The 17426-nt window shown below is 33.3% G+C and carries 19 protein-coding genes and 1 other RNA gene; 11 read left to right on the top strand and 9 right to left on the bottom strand.

The annotated features are described in order from the left end of the window. Positions 1-83 precede the first annotated feature (83 nt). A complete protein-coding gene (locus I130_RS11315; protein WP_034923084.1) occupies positions 84-449 on the bottom strand; it encodes a hypothetical protein in 366 nt (121 codons plus the stop codon). A 57-nt stretch (positions 450-506) separates the two neighbouring features. Continuing rightward, positions 507-1748 (bottom strand): ABC transporter permease, encoded by a 1242-nt coding sequence (locus tag I130_RS11310; RefSeq protein WP_034923083.1) that lies wholly within the window; start codon positions 1746-1748, stop codon positions 507-509. A 335-nt stretch (positions 1749-2083) separates the two neighbouring features. Here I130_RS11310 and hisS point away from each other — a divergent pair, with 335 nt between their 5' ends. Continuing rightward, on the top strand, positions 2084-3454 hold the full coding sequence (gene hisS / locus I130_RS11305) for a histidine--tRNA ligase (RefSeq protein ID WP_034923081.1): 1371 nt from the start codon (positions 2084-2086) through the stop codon (positions 3452-3454). A gap of 139 nt (positions 3455-3593) precedes the next feature. Here hisS and I130_RS11300 read toward each other — a convergent pair whose 3' ends face one another. Genes I130_RS11300 through I130_RS11290 form a run of 3 tightly spaced genes read right to left on the bottom strand, consistent with a single transcriptional unit; the run spans position 3594 to position 6048 of the window. Beyond that, complete coding sequence (locus I130_RS11300; protein WP_034923079.1) at positions 3594-3926, bottom strand: CCC motif membrane protein; 333 nt, start codon at positions 3924-3926, stop codon at positions 3594-3596. 25 nt (positions 3927-3951) lie between these two features. After that, entirely contained in the window at positions 3952-4236 is a 285-nt protein-coding gene (locus I130_RS11295) for a DUF2752 domain-containing protein (protein ID WP_034923077.1), read from the bottom strand. Positions 4237-4293: 57 nt separating this feature from the next. Continuing rightward, positions 4294-6048, bottom strand: a complete 1755-nt coding sequence (locus I130_RS11290) for a T9SS type A sorting domain-containing protein (RefSeq protein WP_034923075.1) — start codon at positions 6046-6048, stop codon at positions 4294-4296. 178 nt (positions 6049-6226) lie between these two features. Between I130_RS11290 and I130_RS11285 the strand changes: the two genes are divergently transcribed. Then, positions 6227-6439, top strand: a complete 213-nt coding sequence (locus tag I130_RS11285; RefSeq protein WP_034923073.1) for a hypothetical protein — start codon at positions 6227-6229, stop codon at positions 6437-6439. Beyond that, positions 6436-6987, top strand: coding sequence for a Smr/MutS family protein (locus I130_RS11280; RefSeq protein WP_034923071.1), 552 nt, complete (start codon positions 6436-6438; stop codon positions 6985-6987). The genes I130_RS11285 and I130_RS11280 overlap by 4 nt, the downstream gene beginning before the upstream one ends. Here the strand turns inward: I130_RS11280 and I130_RS16285 are convergent. Then, entirely contained in the window at positions 6984-7919 is a 936-nt protein-coding gene (locus I130_RS16285; RefSeq protein ID WP_157480575.1) for a hypothetical protein, read from the bottom strand. The two genes, I130_RS11280 and I130_RS16285, sit on opposite strands and share 4 nt — an antisense overlap. 87 nt (positions 7920-8006) lie before the next feature. On the opposite strand from I130_RS16285, the gene I130_RS11270 reads away from it, so the two are divergent. Continuing rightward, positions 8007-9155, top strand: a complete 1149-nt coding sequence (locus I130_RS11270) for a cysteine desulfurase family protein (protein WP_034923069.1) — start codon at positions 8007-8009, stop codon at positions 9153-9155. Between the two features lie 60 nt (positions 9156-9215). On the opposite strand, the gene I130_RS11265 is transcribed toward I130_RS11270, so the two are convergent. Continuing rightward, positions 9216-10910 (bottom strand): M23 family metallopeptidase, encoded by a 1695-nt coding sequence (locus I130_RS11265; protein WP_083932912.1) that lies wholly within the window; start codon positions 10908-10910, stop codon positions 9216-9218. 175 nt (positions 10911-11085) lie between these two features. Between I130_RS11265 and I130_RS11260 the strand changes: the two genes are divergently transcribed. The 4 genes from I130_RS11260 to rny all read left to right on the top strand — a co-directional run bounded on the left by I130_RS11260 (position 11086) and on the right by rny (position 13457). Then, a complete protein-coding gene (locus I130_RS11260; protein ID WP_034923067.1) occupies positions 11086-11376 on the top strand; it encodes a hypothetical protein in 291 nt (96 codons plus the stop codon). Positions 11377-11385: 9 nt separating this feature from the next. Continuing rightward, a complete protein-coding gene (locus tag I130_RS11255; RefSeq protein WP_034923065.1) occupies positions 11386-11679 on the top strand; it encodes a cell division protein ZapA in 294 nt (97 codons plus the stop codon). Between the two features lie 55 nt (positions 11680-11734). Then, positions 11735-11841: non-coding RNA, 6S RNA (ssrS, locus tag I130_RS16485), on the top strand. Positions 11842-11891: 50 nt separating this feature from the next. Continuing rightward, a complete protein-coding gene (gene rny, locus I130_RS11250) occupies positions 11892-13457 on the top strand; it encodes a ribonuclease Y (RefSeq protein ID WP_034923064.1) in 1566 nt (521 codons plus the stop codon). Between the two features lie 167 nt (positions 13458-13624). Here the strand turns inward: rny and I130_RS11245 are convergent, their stop codons facing one another. Together I130_RS11245 and xerA are read right to left on the bottom strand one after the other, a co-directional pair. Then, entirely contained in the window at positions 13625-14575 is a 951-nt protein-coding gene (locus I130_RS11245; protein ID WP_034923139.1) for an aldo/keto reductase, read from the bottom strand. Positions 14576-14646: 71 nt separating this feature from the next. Then, positions 14647-15549 (bottom strand): site-specific tyrosine recombinase/integron integrase, encoded by a 903-nt coding sequence (gene xerA / locus I130_RS11240; RefSeq protein WP_034923062.1) that lies wholly within the window; start codon positions 15547-15549, stop codon positions 14647-14649. A 112-nt stretch (positions 15550-15661) separates the two neighbouring features. On the opposite strand from xerA, the gene I130_RS11235 reads away from it, so the two are divergent. The 3 genes from I130_RS11235 (at position 15662) to aroQ (ending at position 17423) form a co-directional block, all read left to right on the top strand. Next, on the top strand, positions 15662-16282 hold the full coding sequence (locus I130_RS11235) for a porin family protein (protein ID WP_034923061.1): 621 nt from the start codon (positions 15662-15664) through the stop codon (positions 16280-16282). Positions 16283-16397: 115 nt separating this feature from the next. Further along, the gene (locus I130_RS11230; protein WP_034923060.1) at positions 16398-16964 is read left to right on the top strand and encodes an outer membrane beta-barrel protein; all 567 of its coding nucleotides are present in this window, start codon (positions 16398-16400) and stop codon (positions 16962-16964) included. A gap of 39 nt (positions 16965-17003) precedes the next feature. Continuing rightward, positions 17004-17423: a type II 3-dehydroquinate dehydratase gene (aroQ, locus tag I130_RS11225; protein WP_034923059.1), complete on the top strand. Its 420-nt coding sequence runs from the start codon at positions 17004-17006 to the stop codon at positions 17421-17423. Positions 17424-17426 lie beyond the last annotated feature (3 nt).

Here is a 17426-nt window from a genome sequence, read left to right as displayed (position 1 = left end):
TTCTTATTACGTTTTAACGAATCTATGTCTTAATTGCTGAAGACAATTTATTTTTTAAAATATTGAAGTCAGATATTTGGGAATTAAAGCTGGTATTTTAACTCCACGGTACCTTCAGTTGCGTTATATGGATCGAAAGTTATATAGATATTCGTATCACCATAATAATCTCCTGCTATAGTCTCATTAAAGTCTCCAGTTAAAAAGAAATCTCTCGTCTCTGCGCTATTATCACTATTCGATAAAGATATGCTTACTTTAATGGAATCGTTGGTATTTCCTTTAGCTTCAAGTTTATGAATGAAATAATCCTTTCTTTCTGGATCAGGAATTAAGCTGTCGGTAAATTTTTTACTAAAATCTTCAATAGTAACTTGTTTCATTGTAGTTGACTTCTCACATGAAATTAGCACCATTAAAATGCCTAAAATTCCGATAAATTTTTTCATAAGATAGCTGTTTGATAAATTGAGTCTCTAATACTATTTTTGAAGATTGAATGCCAATTATTCGTACCTCAAGGATTCTATTGGATCTTGTTTTGCTGCTTTATTTGCAGGATAACTTCCTGCTAGTATCGCAACTAAAATAGTAATTCCTGTTGCCCATAACATGGCTTTCCATGGAGTTACAAAATCAAAATCGGCTACAGAAGCTACTGCATATCCAATTAAAATTCCGAGTATTATTCCTAGTAGACCTCCTAATTGACCAATGATAAGAGTTTCCATAAAGAATTGAGTTGCAATAGTACTTTTCTTGGCTCCTAATGCTTTTCTAATTCCTATTTCTCTAGTTCTTTCTGCTACAGAAACCAACATAATATTCATTAAAGCAATAGAAGAACCGAAAATTGTAATTATAGAAATAATCCAGGCTGCTATATTCAGATACCCAGTAATCGAGAGAATTCTGTTAATAAGATCGTCACTCTTCTCTATTCCAAAATTATTATCTTCTACAGGATTAAGTCCACGAATATTTCTAAAAGTGATAATTGCTTCACTTTGTGCACTTTCCATCAACTCCTTATCATCAACCTTTACGCTAATATTATAATTAATGTTGGGTTGGGTATAAATTGATCTCGCTGTTTCTATAGGAATTAATACGCGCAGATCTTGATTATTTCCAAAAGTAGATCCCTTAGATTCTAAAATTCCTATGACTTGGAATTTCGCTCCTCGAACGCTTATTGTTTTGTTAATTGGATTCATGTTCTTGAAAAGTCCATCAGCAAAATCGGCACCTAGAATGGCTACTTTGTTATTATTTTGAATATCAAAATAATTAAATTCCCGACCATTTTCTAATTTTAATCCAGAGTTTGTAAGATAATTTTCATTCACTCCTATAACCGAAACTTCAGGATCTGTTTTTTCACTTTCATATTTTACTTCCGCATTTCCAGTTCCATTAAAGGAAAGAGAAGTTTGGGTTTTAGGAAATATAAAACTCTCTTTAAAAGTTCTAACTTCTCTGTATGACAAGATCGGATTTATTTTCTCTATTTCGTCACCTCCACGTCGTTGCGTTGTAAATTCATAACGTTGTAAATTAAAAGTGTTAGAACCCATTGAAGCAAAATCACTACTAATAGTATTCTCTAAAGCACTAACGGCACTAAGGATACCAACCAAAGCAGTAATTCCAATAGCGATAATCAATACTGTGAGAATAGTTCTAAGAATCTGACTTTTAATAGATTCAAAAGCAATTCTTACATTTTCTTTAAAAAGTTGAAACATAATATATCTGGTCTAACAAAAAGATTAGACTAATAAAATACCTATATGTTACTTAAATTTTGAAATTAGTTTTGGTTCATTCAAAAATTAAGATATTTGCAGCATTAATAAAATTGAATTGACTGTTGAAATCATCCTTTTTACTTAATTGGCTTAAGGTTTTAAGTTTTTGTCTCCTTGAGAGTAGTCGAAGGCTTATTAAAACATCTCGACTTAGCTCGATGTGACCTTTAAAAATAATACTAATAAGAAAAAAGATTTATATTATCTTTTTTGACATTGATAATTCAACAATATTTTAAATATAGTTCACTATAATATCACAAAATAAAATTATGGCACAAAAACCATCGATCCCTAAAGGTACCCGAGATTTTTCTCCTTTAGAAGTTTCTAAGCGTACTTATATTATTAATACGATTAAAGCGCAATTCGAAAAATTCGGATTTCAACCAATTGAAACTCCAAGTTTTGAAAATTCAGATACTTTGATGGGTAAATATGGGGAAGAAGGGGATAGGTTGATCTTTAAGATCTTAAATTCAGGAGATTTCCTTAAAAAGGCAGATCAACAAGCCTATAACAAATCAGATAGTTTAAAGCTTACGCCTTCTATAAGTGAAAAAGCTTTGAGATACGATCTTACGGTTCCTTTTGCAAGATATGTGGTACAACACCAAAGCGAAGTAGAGTTTCCGTTTAAGCGCTACCAGATCCAACCAGTGTGGAGAGCAGATAGACCGCAAAAGGGTAGATTTAGAGAGTTCTTCCAATGCGATGCAGATGTGGTTGGTAGTAACAGCTTGTGGCAAGAAGTAGAATTCATTCAGTTATATGATGAAGTGTTTACAAATCTTCAGATGGAAGGTGTTAGCATAAAACTTAACAATAGAAAAGTTTTATCTGGCTTTGCTGAAGTAATTGGTGAGCAAGATAGATTGATAGATTTTACTGTTGCATTAGACAAATTGGATAAGATTGGAGAAGATGGTGTGAAAAAGGAAATGCTTGAGAAGGGAATCTCCCTTGAAGCCTTAGAGAATATTCAACCAATTTTTGGACTTAAAGGAAATTTTGGAGAGAAAGTGGAGGTTTTAAAGCAACTTCTTTCTAAGTCTGAAATTGGTCTGAAAGGTGTTGAAGAATTGGAATTTATACAAAATGTAATTTCTGAAATGCCATTGAAATCGGCTGTTTTAGATCTTGATGTTACTTTAGCTCGTGGATTAAATTACTATACAGGAGCTATTTTTGAGGTGGCACCACCATCTAATGTTAATATGGGTTCTATTGGTGGCGGTGGAAGATATGATGATCTTACTGGTATCTTCGGATTAAAAGATATGAGCGGAGTAGGGATCTCATTCGGATTGGATAGAATTTATCTTGTATTAGAAGAACTTAATCTTTTTCCAGATACGGTTACAGCTAATACTAAAGTGTTATTTATAAACTTTGGTGAAAAGGAAGCCCTTTATGGATTGAAGGCTGTTCAGAAATTGAGAGATTCCGGAATTGCTGCAGAGCTTTATCCAGATGCAGCCAAAATGAAGAAGCAAATGAATTATGCCAATAGACGGGAAATTCCATTTGTTGTCCTTGCAGGAGATAAAGAGATGAATAATAAAGTCTATGGTCTTAAAGACATGATTTCTGGGGATCAGGAAAAAATATCTTTAGAAGCTATGATAGATAAGCTGACATAAATTATTTCACTATGACTCTGAAACAATTCCAATAGCTATCAGAATAAAGAAGCCACAGGTCAAGTGTTCTTGTAAGCTAGGTTAAAATACAAAGCCCAGAAATATAATATTTCTGGGCTTTGTATTTATAGGTGTTTAACTACATTCCTTGTTGCTCCATCATCTCGCGTTGGAATTCTTCCAAGCCTTCCATTCCGCCATAAAATATAAGTGCTCCAATAAAAGTCAGTAAAAATAACACACTCAAAACCAGTCCAATGATTGCCAGGATTCTACCAATCTTCACATTTTTATACCCCAGATACATTTCTGGATTTGCATTATAAATATTCATGGCTTTTTTTGCAAGGATCAAAGTGATAATCCCAAATATCACGCCTACAATTCCGTAACAGCAACAACCCAAAATAGATAGTATTCCTAAAATTAAGATTAAAGTAGCATTTGGTAATTCTTGTTTGTTTAATTCCATAAGTTGAATTCGTTATAAGTTGGTTTTAGTTGAAAAAATGATACATTTTAATTAAATAACTAGCCGCTAGCACAACTGCTGTTACTAGTATAAGTGTTATTTTGATGAAATAATCCTTCTGGAATTTAAAAAATAGGTTGATGATCACAAAACCAAGTAAAATTAATATTGGATAGATTGCTGGAAACATTAAAAATGCACCATTAAAATCTCCTTTTAATAGTAATAATACAGATCGTTGACCACCACAGCCATAACATTCAATTCCAAATAGTTGTTTATTTAAGCAGGGAAGTAAAAGGTCTTCCATAATTTATTACCCTTAAAGAAATTTTTGTTTCTCCGAGCTTGTGCCGAAGCTTTTAATTTAATTTGAAATTATGACTTTTTTGGAAATAACAGTATCATCTTTATTTATTATTTTAAGAATATATAATCCTTTGCTTAATTTTCTGGTGGAAAATTCGTGGTAGCTCTCGTTAGTAATTTCTTTCTTTTCAATTATTTTTTTTCCTAAACTGTCAAAAAGAATAATGTCTCTTGGGATGGGTTTTTCAGGAATTCTTATTTCTAATCTCGATTCTGGATTGTTCTGGAAAATGTTGAAATTGCTTATATCTTTAACTATATCCCAATTAATATAAATTTGCTCATTGTTGGTATAGGTAATTTTAAATCTTTCGGAGTATTCACCAGACTCCAAATTGAACTTTACAGGGTCATTACTTAAATTATAATATCTGTTATTATAAGAATCTAATAAGTATAATTTAGATGAAAATCCCTTTATTTCAGCAATACTAAAAACGATCTCTGAGGATTCAGCCAGTAAAACATATAGGGGAATTTCTTCGAATTCATCTAGAGGCCTAATGTTAATAAGATAATTCTCATTTTCAATTAGCCAGCCTGCATCAGCACTTAAATATTCAGAATTTATAGCATCCATTGCATGATCTACTGCTTTTGTAGAATTATCTCGCAGTACTAAAAGGATTTGCCTAATGTTATTGTTCTGTAATTCAATATTTAATCTTAACATTGGAAACTCTTCAATATCTGCCATTTTTGTATTCCCTATCCTAGATTTGAATTCAGAAAAAATCTGATCTTCTTTTATAAAGCTTCGATATTTATTATAGAACGTAATTTTACCATCTTCACTACCAATAACCATAAAACCCTGACCTATTGGAGAAAATCTTCTAGCGTAATATGATCCAATAGTTCCGCCTTCTGAAATTGTATTTCCTGAGCCATCAAATTTGTTGAAGATAGCGGGCACATAACCATAGATTCCTGCACCGGGAGAATAAGCGCCATAACCACCTTCGTACTCTTTTAAAAAATGAGAGGCTATATTTTTTGAATCCCAGAAATAAGCAATTCCTGTGGTATTTGTATTTTCTTGTAGAAAAGCATTCAAGTCTAAAGCAGAAGGGTAGGGATTTCCAATAAGTTTATTACTCCCTTCCAGAATGTTTAATTCATAAATTCCTGAATTTGGTTTCCCTCGGAAATCATACCGCTGATTGTTTCCGGAATTATTGGGAATGTTATATATGTTTATATTGGTATTTGTTCCACTTACACCTTTCATAGAAAATCCTTCGCCAGGCAGAATATTAAAATTTTCACCAATAAATTCCCAGTCGGAATATTCGTATCCGGAAAATTTATAGATCCATTTATTAGAGATGCTTAATGGTTGGGAGCTTCCATTATAATTGGAAGTGATTATTGCGGGAAAACTTTCGGTTCTAGAACTAGGATCAAAAAATAAATTCCCAAAAGTATTATTTGTGGAAGGGGTGCTAACAGGCATACTCCAATAGTTATAAGTAAATTCACTTGCATTTCCTTCTTGAAATAAAGAGATCATACCTTCTCCGCTGTTCTTAGAATTAGTATTACCTTGAATTAATTGAGCTTCTTTCCTTAAATAAATACTGGCTGTTGGATTATCTCCAGGATTAGACGTTAAATTAATTCCTTGTTCTACATACACCAAAGCACCCTCAGAATATAAATAAGTTTCTATATCTTGATTTGGTTTAATGTTTAATTGACAATGTGCGACGAATGGTATTATAATTAGTACTAAAATGTATATTTGCCTCATCACCTTAAGATTCTAATTAAAAAGTATTTTAACCCCTCATGGAGGGCTTAATTACTCGAGGCTGGCCTCGGTAAATTGAAAAGAATTTTGGAAATCACAACATATGTGCTTACCCTGAAGTTCTTATTTTAAGTGAATATAGGCATTTTAGTCTTTAAGTGTTAATTATCAGTGCATTATGAACAAAAAATACGGACAGCTCATCAATACAATATTAATACTAATTGGGGGAGCAATAATGATTTATACGATTTCTATGGAAGAAAGAAATCGATATTTACAAGTTTTAGGATTGGTAATTATCATGTTTGGATTGTACCGGGCAACTAATTTTTGGGTTGAAACCAAGGATGATGAGGACGATAATAATGAAGAAAAACCTGAATTATGAAATTTGAAGTTAATGACAAAGTAGAAGTGTTGGACGACGCTTTAAAAGGAAGAGTTATCAATATAGATGGGAAAACTATTTATGTTGAAACTTCTGAAGGATTCTTAATGGAATTTGAAGCTTCAGAACTAGTTAAGATCGAAGAGGAACAGAGTAGAATGATCGCTACAGAAAACGTCTCTTTTTCAGATATAATTAAGGAAAAGCAACCTACAAATCGGGCTAAATCTGTAAAAATTAAACCTAAAGAACGAAATGCTCCACCAATGGAAGTGGACTTGCATATAGAGAAATTAGTAAACTCCTATAGGGGAATGAGTAATTTCGATATTTTAAATATTCAATTAGACACTGCTAAGCGTCAAATTAACTTTGCTATTAGCAAACGCATCCCGAAGATTGTATTTATACATGGAGTGGGAGAGGGTGTATTAAAGGCTGAGCTAGATTATTTATTAGCCAGATATGATAATCTTAAGTTTTACGACGCAAATTTCCAGAAATATGGCTTAGGCGCTACAGAAGTATATATTTTTCAGAACTCTTAATTATCGGTTTCAGTAGTTGTGGGAGCTATAATTAAAGGCGTAGAAGTTGAATTATATTCTCCTAATCTATAAGTTTCAAACGAAATCACCTCTCCTGTTCCATCTTGATTTTGTAATTGTAAATTTTCTATAGTGATTATAGAGGTGTACTTAACTTTAAATTCATTAACTAGTATTTCTATATCTCCGAGATATTTATCTGAAATATCAAAATTCAAGTAATTTGCAAGACCAGCATCATTGAAATTTCCTGCGGCTGTAGGTAATAAATTGTCTTCTGAAACTTCAAATATTGTTTTCACTTCATCATTGTCATCATCGTCGTCTAAATAATTTGGTGTATCGTCTTGATCGGTATCTTGAAATACGGTATTGTCGCCTGTAGCATACAGTTCTGTAGATGTAAGTACATTATCTCCATCATCATCTATATCAAATTTATCAGGAATCCCATCTTCATCGGTATCTCCATCAAATTCATCTACATCTTTAATTCCGTCACCATCACTATCTGTGGAGTCAAGATAAATTCTTGTGGTAGAAATTTTAACTGTCCCACCAACACTTATAAATTCCTCATTCACTTTTGGGTTACTTGGTGGAATATCAGAACAAAAATAGGTGGTTGGTATCGTTCCATCATAAGTTCTATAGGTAAGCTTATTAGTGGAGGTAAGATTAAATGAAATATCACGAATAGTATCTGTAGTTAAAACATTTGAAAGAGCAGAAAAGGATGTATTAGTAGCTTGAAGTGAAATAGTTTCAAAAACGTCATCATTATTAATTATGTATAAAACCTTTGCCGTCCCTTCCTTAACACAACTCGATAAAGTATCATCTTCAAAATCGAAATTATTAATTATGATATCGCCATCATCACAAGAGGTGAAACCAAGGAATAAAAAAAGTATATAAAAGTAATTACGCATAGCTGCCGTTTTCAACAAAAATAAAGTATTAGGATTTTATAGCAGAGCATCCTTTAAATAATTTTATTTCTTTTATTTTTGCCTCCGATGAAAAAAGTATATTTAGATAGTGCCGCTACCACGCAAATGCGTGACGAAGTTATAGATAGAATGACCGTTGTGATGAAAGAATTTTACGGAAACCCTTCATCTACACATAGTTATGGAAGGTCATCTAAATCTTTAATTGAAAATGCTAGAAAGACTATAGCTAATATTTTAAATGTAACTGCTGCGGAAATTATCTTTACTTCCGGAGGTACAGAAGCCGACAATTTAGCGCTTAATTCTGCCGTTCGAGATCTTGGTGTAAAAAGAATCATCACTTCTAAAATTGAGCATCATGCGGTTTTATATACTGTAGACCAGTTGAAAGAGTGTTATGAGATTGAAGTAGATTATGTAAATGTTGACGATAATGGCAATGTAGATCTTGAACATTTAGAAGAATTACTAGGTAATACTGAAGCGAAAACTTTGGTGAGTTTGATGCATGTAAATAATGAAATAGGAAATTTACTCGACGTGCAAAAAGTGGGAACATTGTGCAGAAATCATAAAGCTTTATTTCACTGTGATGCTGTGCAATCTATTGGACATTATAATATGGACCTTAAAGAAATCCCTATTGATTTTACAGCCGTGAGTGCACATAAATTTCACGGTCCAAAAGGAGTTGGATTTGCTTTTATTCGTAAAAATAGCGGACTTAAACCTTTGATATTTGGAGGTGAGCAAGAACGTGGACAACGTGCTGGGACAGAAAGTGTGCATAATATTGTTGGTTTAGAAGAAGCTTTTAAATTGGCATATGCGAATCTGGATGAAGAGAAAGCATATGTAAGCTCTTTAAAAACTTATTTTATAGAGCAATTAGAAGAAAATATTCCAGGAGTCAAATTCAACGGAAATTGTAAGGATTTTACTAGAAGCACTTATACTCTGGTTAATATTTGTTTACCAATTCCGCCAGAAAAAGCTTTAATGTTATTGTTTCAATTAGATCTTAAGGGAATTGCTTGTTCAAAAGGATCTGCTTGCCAAAGTGGAAGCGACAAAGGTTCTCACGTGTTAAGCGCTTTTCTTTCTGAAGAGGATATGAGTAAACCATCTCTTAGGTTTTCTTTTTCAAGATTCAACACTAAAGAAGACTTGGATTATGTGATCTCGGTTCTTAAAGAATTTATGGATAGCTAAACCCTCATCGAGGGTTTATTTTCTCCAAGTTTAATTTAATATTCAGAAAATGTTTGGAAACTATTTTCTAAAGAAAGTAGCTTCGTAGGTACTACTGTTGCCAACATTATCTACAACGATCACCTTTAATTTATTTTCGGTTTCAGTAAGTATTCCGTCACTAAAATGATGAGTTAAGGTGTTCTCTTTATACTCATATTCCATCAGAATAAACTTTCCATTAACCGTTGCGCGATAACTTTTTATTCCTGAAAGGTCATCGGAAATTTTAACTTTTATATTATCGTTACTGGAGATCCATTGTCCATCCTTAAAATTAACTGGAGTGATAGAAGGCGCTTTAACATCTGCAACCAAAGTATAATTTCCAAAAGTGCGAACTCCTGTAGTGAATCTATTTTCTTTTTTATATGTAGAAGAATAGCTAGGTCTTCCGCGATATCCTAATCTGGCAATAAACATCTTTTCTTTACTTTCTTCAGAATACTTGCTTACATCAAAACCAATGGTGATATTACTGTGAATTGGGATATTATCTTCGTGTAAATAAATAGTATCTCCAGTGAAAGAAATATCTAAAAAGGCATCTTCATATAAGCTTCCTTTTGGAATATAAACATCAATCCCGTTTTCTTCAATATTAAATGCTTCATTCGCCTTTACAAAATAATCGGTCTCTTTGTTATTCTTTGTAATTGCGTTAGTAGGTTGTTGGCCTTTTATTGGCACTCGAATTACCCTTTCATTACCAGCATAATCAAGGATGGTGATATTATACAAATAGGTTAGACTATCTTGAATATTGATGGTTCCATTATTTACCACCTCTTTATAAACGCTTAATGGATTACTTGGTTGTACATATAGTCTAGTGATCCTGCTTTTATTATTACTGAAATATTCATAATCTATAAGCTGATTTAAATGCCTGGTTTCAGTAAATGAAAACCGATCAAAATTTAGTTGAAAAATAGCATCTCCGTTGAGATTTGCATCTATCTGATATATGCCATTATTATTAGGAGCGCCATCTAACTTATCTGTAGTATTCACTCCAAAAGCGATTTCTCCACAAGCATCCAGTTGTTCAGCCTTAAAAGATCCGTCTTTTAGTTGTGTAAGTTTTACTCGCTGTCTTTCTGCGGAACCGTTAACATGCGCATTCTCACCAAGTGGATATACCCACAAGCTATTTACAGTAGGAGCCTGGGTGTCTTTAATTTCTATTCCGAATAAATTTGGATTCATCGGCCTTTGTTGCCCATCCCGGATTTCAAAATGTAAATGCGGACCACCACTTCCGCCAGTATTACCACTAATTGCAACTAGTTCACTAGCAGTAACTTTTAATTCATCTGCTTTCGGGAATAGCTCAATTTCATAGGTTTCTTTGTCGTATTGTTGCTTTTTGATATAAGCTTCTATCGCCGGAGAGAATTTCTGAAGATGTCCATAAACAGTTGTATATCCGTTTGGATGTTGAATATAAAGTGCCTTACCGTAGCCGTAATGTTGGATGTTAATTCTGCTTACATAACCATCTCCTGCAGCCAATACCTGCAATCCTTCCCTTTGTTGGGTCTTAATATCCATTCCTGAATGAAAGTGGTTGGATCGCAACTCTCCGAAGGTTCCAGAGAGTACTAAGTCTACCGCTAAGGGGTTTTTGAAAAAATCTGAAGGTATTTTAGATTGAGCTTGTACAACAGCAGTAAAAAGCAATAATGTTAGTGCTAGGGTCTTCTTCATAGTCATATAAAACAGCATTTTTATGGGGGGATAAATATAATTAAACTTTTAGTGATAATTAAAGCTTTGGTTTAATGTAACTTAGATAAAATTTCACCTATTTTGAAAATAGCTATAAAAGTATTGGGAAATTTGAAGCGGTATGTTAACTTTGTGAATATTAGTAGCGCGTTAAGCTTTTATGAGTGATCTAACCGAAATAGTTGATAGTCTTGAAAATAGAATTAGCAAGTTGCTTCATAAGTATGAAGTAACAAAGCAGTCACAACATTCAATTCAGGAAGAGTTAGCGATTTTAAGAGTTGAAAATGAACGTTTATCTGAAGAAGTGAAAAATTCAGAAAAACGAATTCATACACTAAAAGCAGCAAATGCGATGCTAGGCAGTAACGATTATAAGAAAGAAACCAAGCTCAAAATAAACGGTTTAATAAGGGAGATTGATCAGTGTATTGTTCAACTTTCAGAATAAATAGAATTAATGTCCGATAAGCTTAAAATTAAATTATCTATTGCAGATCGCGTGTATCCTCTTACCATTCAGGCTGAGCAGGAAGAAGGTTTACGTAAAGCAGCAAAGAAGATTGAGGCGATGATTAAGCAATTTGAGCAAAGTTATGCCGTAAGGGATAAGCAAGATGTTTTGGCTATGTGTGCCTTACAATTTGCAGCCCAGACCGAGCAAAAAACTATAGATAATTCTAGCGAAGTGAAACTGATGGAAGAAAAATTGAGGTCACTCAATAATCTTCTCCAGGAACAATTAGCTACTTAGTTCTTTTAAATAGCAATAAGGTTTACTGCCTGTATTAGTGATATATATTTGATAAACTCAACACGAATTCTTTAAAAAGGGTGAGTTTAAGTTGTAAAAGCGAGCCGTCTTAGAGCGGATACTTGATCAGCTTGTTAACCCTATACTTATTTTACGGAGTTTATACAAAATTTGATCTAGTACAGGCTTTTTTATACAATTAAATTAAATATATGGAATCAATAATTATTATGATAGTTGTCGGGATAGTTGGTGTAGCAATTGGATTTGCGGTCGCTAAGTATCTAGAGAAAAATAACGCTTCAAAAATCACGAAAGGTGCAAAAAAGTCTGCAGCAGCGATTTTAAGAGAAGCCAAAGGTGATGCCGAGAACATTAAGAAAGATAAAATTCTTCAAGCTAAAGAAAAGTTTATAGAATTAAAATCTGAACATGAAAAAGTAATCCTTTCAAGAGATAAAAAGATTCAAGAGTCTGAAAAAAGAACTCGTGATAAGGAATCTCAAGTATCTAGTGAACTAGCTAAAAATAAAAATTTAAATAAAGAAATTGAAGACAAGATCAAAGACTACGATCATAGAAACGATTATTTAGAGAAGAAAAAGGAGGATATAGATAAGTTACACCACAGTCAAATCCAGCAATTGGAAGTGATATCTGGATTATCTGCAGAAGAAGCCAAGTCTCAGCTTACAGAAACATTAAGAGATACTGCAAAGGCAGATGCTATGGCCCTTATTCAAGATACTATAGAAGAGGCTAAATTAACCGCACAGCAGGAAGCTAAGAAGATCATTATTAATACCATTCAGAGAATTGGTACAGAAGAAGCTATTGAGAATTGTGTTTCTGTATTTAACTTGGAGAGTGATGATGTTAAAGGTCGAATCATTGGTAGAGAAGGTAGAAATATTAGAGCAATAGAAGCAGCCACTGGAGTAGAGATCATTGTAGATGATACTCCTGAAGCTATTATACTTTCGTGTTTTGATAGTGTAAGAAGAGAAGTAGCAAGATTGTCACTTCATAAATTGGTAACGGATGGTAGAATACACCCTGCCAGAATTGAAGAAGTGGTTAAGAAAACCAGAAAACAGATAGACGAAGAAATTATAGACATAGGAAAGCGTACTGTTATTGATCTTGGTATCCATGGTTTACACCCTGAATTGATCAAAGTTGTTGGTAGAATGAAATATCGTTCTTCTTATGGCCAGAACTTATTACATCACTCAAGAGAAGTAGCTAAGCTATGTGGAGTGATGGCAGCAGAACTTGGATTGAATCCTAAATTAGCAAAACGTGCAGGACTTTTACATGATATTGGTAAAGTGCCAGATACAGAAACAGAAGTGCCTCACGCAATTCTTGGGATGCAATGGGCAGAGAAATATGGGGAAAAACCAGAGGTTTGTAATGCGATTGGTGCTCACCATGATGAAATTGAAATGACTTCTTTGTTATCTCCTATTATACAGGTTTGTGATGCTATAAGCGGGGCAAGACCAGGAGCTAGAAGGCAAGTGTTAGATTCATATATTCAAAGACTTAAAGATCTTGAAGAGATCGCATTTGGATTTGGTGGTGTTAAAAAAGCATATGCTATTCAGGCAGGTAGAGAACTAAGAGTTATTGTTGAGAGTGAAAGAGTAACAGATGATAAAGCGGCAAACTTATCTTTCGAGATCTCCCAAAAGATACAAACAGATATGACGTATCCTGGACAGGTTAAAGTAACCGTGATTAGAGAAACGAGAGCAGTGAATATTGCAAAGTAAAATTCATATTGAAAAATAAAAATCCCGCACTTAGCGGGATTTTTTGGTTTATAAAATCAATATAATTGCTTGTACTCAACCGTCATTCTGTCCCAAGGCTTCGGGAGTATCAGAATCTAATTTATACAATTAATTAGACCCTGAAATAAATTCAGGGTAACGAGATTTTATTTTTCGTCGTAAATATCATTATAGGTATTTCCTTTAGTAACAAAAAATTCTCCTGTTACATATCTAAAATGCTCATCTAGATCAGCGATTTGTTTGAGATCTTCCTCATCTAGCTTCACTCCGGTACTTTCCAAATTTTCAATTATTCTTCCTTCATTTGTAGATTTCGGGATAACAGCAGTTCCTCGCAAAGTTTCCCAATTAATAATAACTTGAGCAGGAGAAGCTCCGTGCTTTTTAGCTATTTTCTGAATTACTTTATTCTCTAAAAGAGAAGGTTCATCTGCTGCTTTCATAGCGTCAGTTCTGTCGCCACTTCCTAATGGAGAGTAAGCTGTTAAGTGAATTCCATTCTTACTACAAAATTCTAACAATGAATTTTGCTGCAAATAAGGATGTAATTCTACTTGGTTTACTTCTGGTCCATCTTCTGTTTTAGATATTAGATCCTTTAATTTAGTAGCACTAAAGTTAGAAACCCCTACATGCTTTGTAAGACCTTCTTTTTTAGCTTCTAACATCTTTTTCCATGTTTCTATTATAGGTGCCTCCTCGAGCGATAAAAAGTCCTCATCATTTTCTGGGTTAGCTACATCTGGTTTAAAGGCGACTGGCCAATGTATAAGATATAAATCTAAGTAGTCTAATTGAAGATCTTTTAAGGTTTGCTTAAGTGCAGGAATTACATCTTCAGATTTATGTGCGTTATTCCAAAGTTTTGAAGTGATCCAAAGATCTTCCCTCTTTATAGTTCCTTCTTTCAGTACTTCAGAAAGAGCTTCCCCAATTTCGGCTTCATTTCCATAAACAGCAGCGCAATCTATATGCCTATACCCATTTTTTATCGCGGTTATTACGGCATTCCCAACTTCACCCTTATCAGATTTCCAAGTCCCCAAGCCAATGGCTGGTAATTTATCCCCGTTCTTAAAATTTAAATATTTCATTTTTCTAATTTTCATTGAATTTAATCAGGAAGAAGCTCAATAAAAAATTAATAAGGAGGTTTAGGAAAATATTAATAATTGCTTCTGGGATGAAAGTTATGCATTACCTGTTTTAAATGGCTTTTATCCACGTGCATATAGATTTCTGTGGTTGTTATACTTTCATGGCCTAACATAAGCTGTATCGCTCTTAAATCGGCTCCATTTTCTAATAAATGGGTTGCAAAGGAATGTCTGAAGGTATGCGGACTTATTTTTTTCTTAATTCCAGCTTGTTCGCCAAGCTTTCTAACAATAGTAAATATCATAGCTCTGGTTAGAGAATTCCCTCTTCGGTTTAAGAATATGATATCTGATGCTTTTGGATGAATTGGATAGTTATTTCTGGAATTTTGAAGATATTCTGTAATATAATTCTCTGTAATAGAACTCACAGGAACAAAACGTTGTTTGTCTCCCTTTCCGGTAACTTTTAAAAATCCTTCTTTAAAGAATAAATCTGAAATTTTAAGATCTAACAATTCAGATACTCGAAGTCCACAGCCATACAAGGTTTCAATAATAGCTCTATTTCGTTCGCCTTGTGCATTGCTTAAATCTATAATATCTATCATTTTATCAATCTCAGAGAGTGTGAGAACATCTGGGAGCTTTCTCCCAATTTTAGGAGATTCAATTATTTCCATTGGATTGTTTTCTCTATATCCTTCAAAGATCAAATAATCAAAAAAACTTTTTAAACCTGAAATTACTCTGGATTGTGATCTGGGATTTAAAGATTTAGCTATTTCAAAAACAAATTGCTGGAGAATTTCCGCAGAGAGATAAACAGGAGAGATCAAAATCTTATTAGTTTCCAGATAGTTAATAAGTTTATGAATGTCTAGAGAATAGTTAGCTACAGAATTATCTGATAGCCCACGTTCTATTAACATATAGTTCTTATAATCTAGTAAAGATTGTGCCCAGGTCATAATCAGGATATTAACAAATAGCTATGCTATAATTAGCAATACTTTAGGTTTGAGTAACACTTCCTTAACAAATGTAGGACTAATTTTGCTCGTGAACTTAAAATATAAAAAAATGAAAAAATCAATTTTATTAGCAGGAATAGCTTTGTTGAGTTTGGGTGGTTTAAGAGCTCAGGAGTATGTGATGTTTGGAGTTAAAGGTGGTATTAACTCGAGTACTTTTAGGGGAGACGGATTTGGAGAATTTGATAATCCCGATTCTAGAACTTCTTTTAATTTAGGACTTTTAGCTGAGATCCCAGTTTCAGATAAATTTTCTGTTCAGCCAGAAGTGCTTTATTCAGGTCAAGGATATGATATCGTTAGTAGAAATAATGCTAATGATGTTGAGTATCAATTAGACTATATTAATGTGCCAGTATTAGCTAAATACTATCTTATTGATGGTCTTTCTTTAGAGGCAGGTCCCCAAATTGGATTTTTAGTGAACAGTGAGATTGATAGTAATCCAAGTGGTGATAGTGGAGATGTACCATTAAACGAGGATCAATTTAATAAGGTAGATCTTAGTATAGCTCTTGGTGCTGCTTATAAATTTAGAGGTGGATTTTTTGTGAGTGCACGTTACAATTATGGTCTTTCTGATGTTTATGATGATTCATATTCCAACTTATTTAAAAATAGTGATGTAAAACATTCTGTATTACAGGGTGGAATTGGATTTATGTTCTAGAAAAAAGAATTAATTATTTAAAATGCGGAAGATTCTCTTCCGCATTTTTTTTGCTCTAGTTTTATTAGGTTCAAAATTGATATTTATGGTACTTTTATTTTTTAAAAACTAGAGTATGCCAAGGATAGCCTTATTCATTTTTATAATTTTAATTTCAACCTCACTTTTAAACGCACAAGGCAGAAGGTCTAAAGACACCAAAGTCGGATTTGTTGCTGGCTATGTTTATGCACAAGTAAATGGTGAAAAGGAGAATGCAAAATGGAACGATTACGGTTCTGGAGGATATGCTGGGACCTTTGTAGATATTTATATCACCGAAAAATTTCACCTACAGCCCGCAGTGAATTTTGCATACGTTAATGACTTTAATATTATCTATTTACCATTAATGCTTAAATATCAAATTGGGCAGAGAGGTTTTAATGTACAAGCCGGAACTCAAGTAACCTATTTATTGGGTGGTGATGATGCTATTGGTACTAAAGATCAATTTGGATGGGAACTTGGTGCTGGTTTGGGTATGGATATTACCAAATCAATCTTTATTCAGGCTAGATATACCTATGAAGTAAGTAGGAGAAAGGTGGATGACTTTTTGGGATTGCCTTCTCAAGATTTCAAATTCAATAATATAATGATTGGTATTGGTTATAGGTTAAGTCCCGTAGACAGATTATAACGGCATAACTTATAATAACTCTGCCACAAAGTAAATTTTATGAAGTTAATTATAATTAATGGTCCAAATCTTAATCTTTTGGGCACAAGAGAACCGGATACCTACGGAAGTCAAAGTTTTGAAGATTACTTTTCGAAGCTTCAATTTCAATTTAGAGATGCTGAATTATCGCACTTTCAAAGTAATATAGAAGGGGAAATAATTGATGAGATCCAAAAAGCAGATAAAGAGTTTGATGGTATTATATTAAATGCTGCGGCCTATACTCATACTTCTATAGGAATTGGAGATGCTGTTAAAGCTATTGCTACTCCAGTAGTAGAAGTACATATTTCCAACACCTATTCCAGAGAAAAATTTAGACATAAATCCTTTATATCTCCAAATGCTAAAGGAGTAATTCTAGGTTTTGGCTTGCAGAGTTACGATTTAGCTATCGCGAGTTTTATTAAACAATAAGCT

Origin of the sequence: Gillisia sp. CAL575 (assembly GCF_000403785.1) — a bacterium.
GTDB lineage: Bacteria > Bacteroidota > Bacteroidia > Flavobacteriales > Flavobacteriaceae > Gillisia.
The sequence above is the reverse complement of the archived record's forward strand: the minus strand, read 5'-3'. Positions and strand labels throughout refer to the sequence as shown.

Excerpts from the sequence above, each read along its gene's own strand:
- I130_RS11310 (WP_034923083.1), bottom strand. The coding sequence starts at position 1,748 with ATGTTTCAACTTTTTAAAGAAAATGTAAGAATTGCTTTTGAATCTATT.
- I130_RS11280 (WP_034923071.1), top strand. The coding sequence starts at position 6,436 with ATGAAATTTGAAGTTAATGACAAAGTAGAAGTGTTGGACGACGCTTTA.
- I130_RS11285 (WP_034923073.1), top strand. The coding sequence starts at position 6,227 with ATGAACAAAAAATACGGACAGCTCATCAATACAATATTAATACTAATT.
- I130_RS11260 (WP_034923067.1), top strand. The coding sequence starts at position 11,086 with ATGAGTGATCTAACCGAAATAGTTGATAGTCTTGAAAATAGAATTAGC.
- I130_RS11245 (WP_034923139.1), bottom strand. The coding sequence starts at position 14,575 with ATGAAATATTTAAATTTTAAGAACGGGGATAAATTACCAGCCATTGGC.
- I130_RS16285 (WP_157480575.1), bottom strand. The coding sequence starts at position 7,919 with ATGCGTAATTACTTTTATATACTTTTTTTATTCCTTGGTTTCACCTCT.
- hisS (WP_034923081.1), top strand. The coding sequence starts at position 2,084 with ATGGCACAAAAACCATCGATCCCTAAAGGTACCCGAGATTTTTCTCCT.
- aroQ (WP_034923059.1), top strand. The coding sequence starts at position 17,004 with ATGAAGTTAATTATAATTAATGGTCCAAATCTTAATCTTTTGGGCACA.
- I130_RS11290 (WP_034923075.1), bottom strand. The coding sequence starts at position 6,048 with ATGAGGCAAATATACATTTTAGTACTAATTATAATACCATTCGTCGCA.
- rny (WP_034923064.1), top strand. The coding sequence starts at position 11,892 with ATGGAATCAATAATTATTATGATAGTTGTCGGGATAGTTGGTGTAGCA.
- I130_RS11230 (WP_034923060.1), top strand. The coding sequence starts at position 16,398 with ATGCCAAGGATAGCCTTATTCATTTTTATAATTTTAATTTCAACCTCA.
- I130_RS11235 (WP_034923061.1), top strand. The coding sequence starts at position 15,662 with ATGAAAAAATCAATTTTATTAGCAGGAATAGCTTTGTTGAGTTTGGGT.
- I130_RS11315 (WP_034923084.1), bottom strand. The coding sequence starts at position 449 with ATGAAAAAATTTATCGGAATTTTAGGCATTTTAATGGTGCTAATTTCA.
- I130_RS11255 (WP_034923065.1), top strand. The coding sequence starts at position 11,386 with ATGTCCGATAAGCTTAAAATTAAATTATCTATTGCAGATCGCGTGTAT.
- I130_RS11270 (WP_034923069.1), top strand. The coding sequence starts at position 8,007 with ATGAAAAAAGTATATTTAGATAGTGCCGCTACCACGCAAATGCGTGAC.
- xerA (WP_034923062.1), bottom strand. The coding sequence starts at position 15,549 with ATGACCTGGGCACAATCTTTACTAGATTATAAGAACTATATGTTAATA.
- I130_RS11265 (WP_083932912.1), bottom strand. The coding sequence starts at position 10,910 with ATGACTATGAAGAAGACCCTAGCACTAACATTATTGCTTTTTACTGCT.
- I130_RS11300 (WP_034923079.1), bottom strand. The coding sequence starts at position 3,926 with ATGGAATTAAACAAACAAGAATTACCAAATGCTACTTTAATCTTAATT.
- I130_RS11295 (WP_034923077.1), bottom strand. The coding sequence starts at position 4,236 with ATGGAAGACCTTTTACTTCCCTGCTTAAATAAACAACTATTTGGAATT.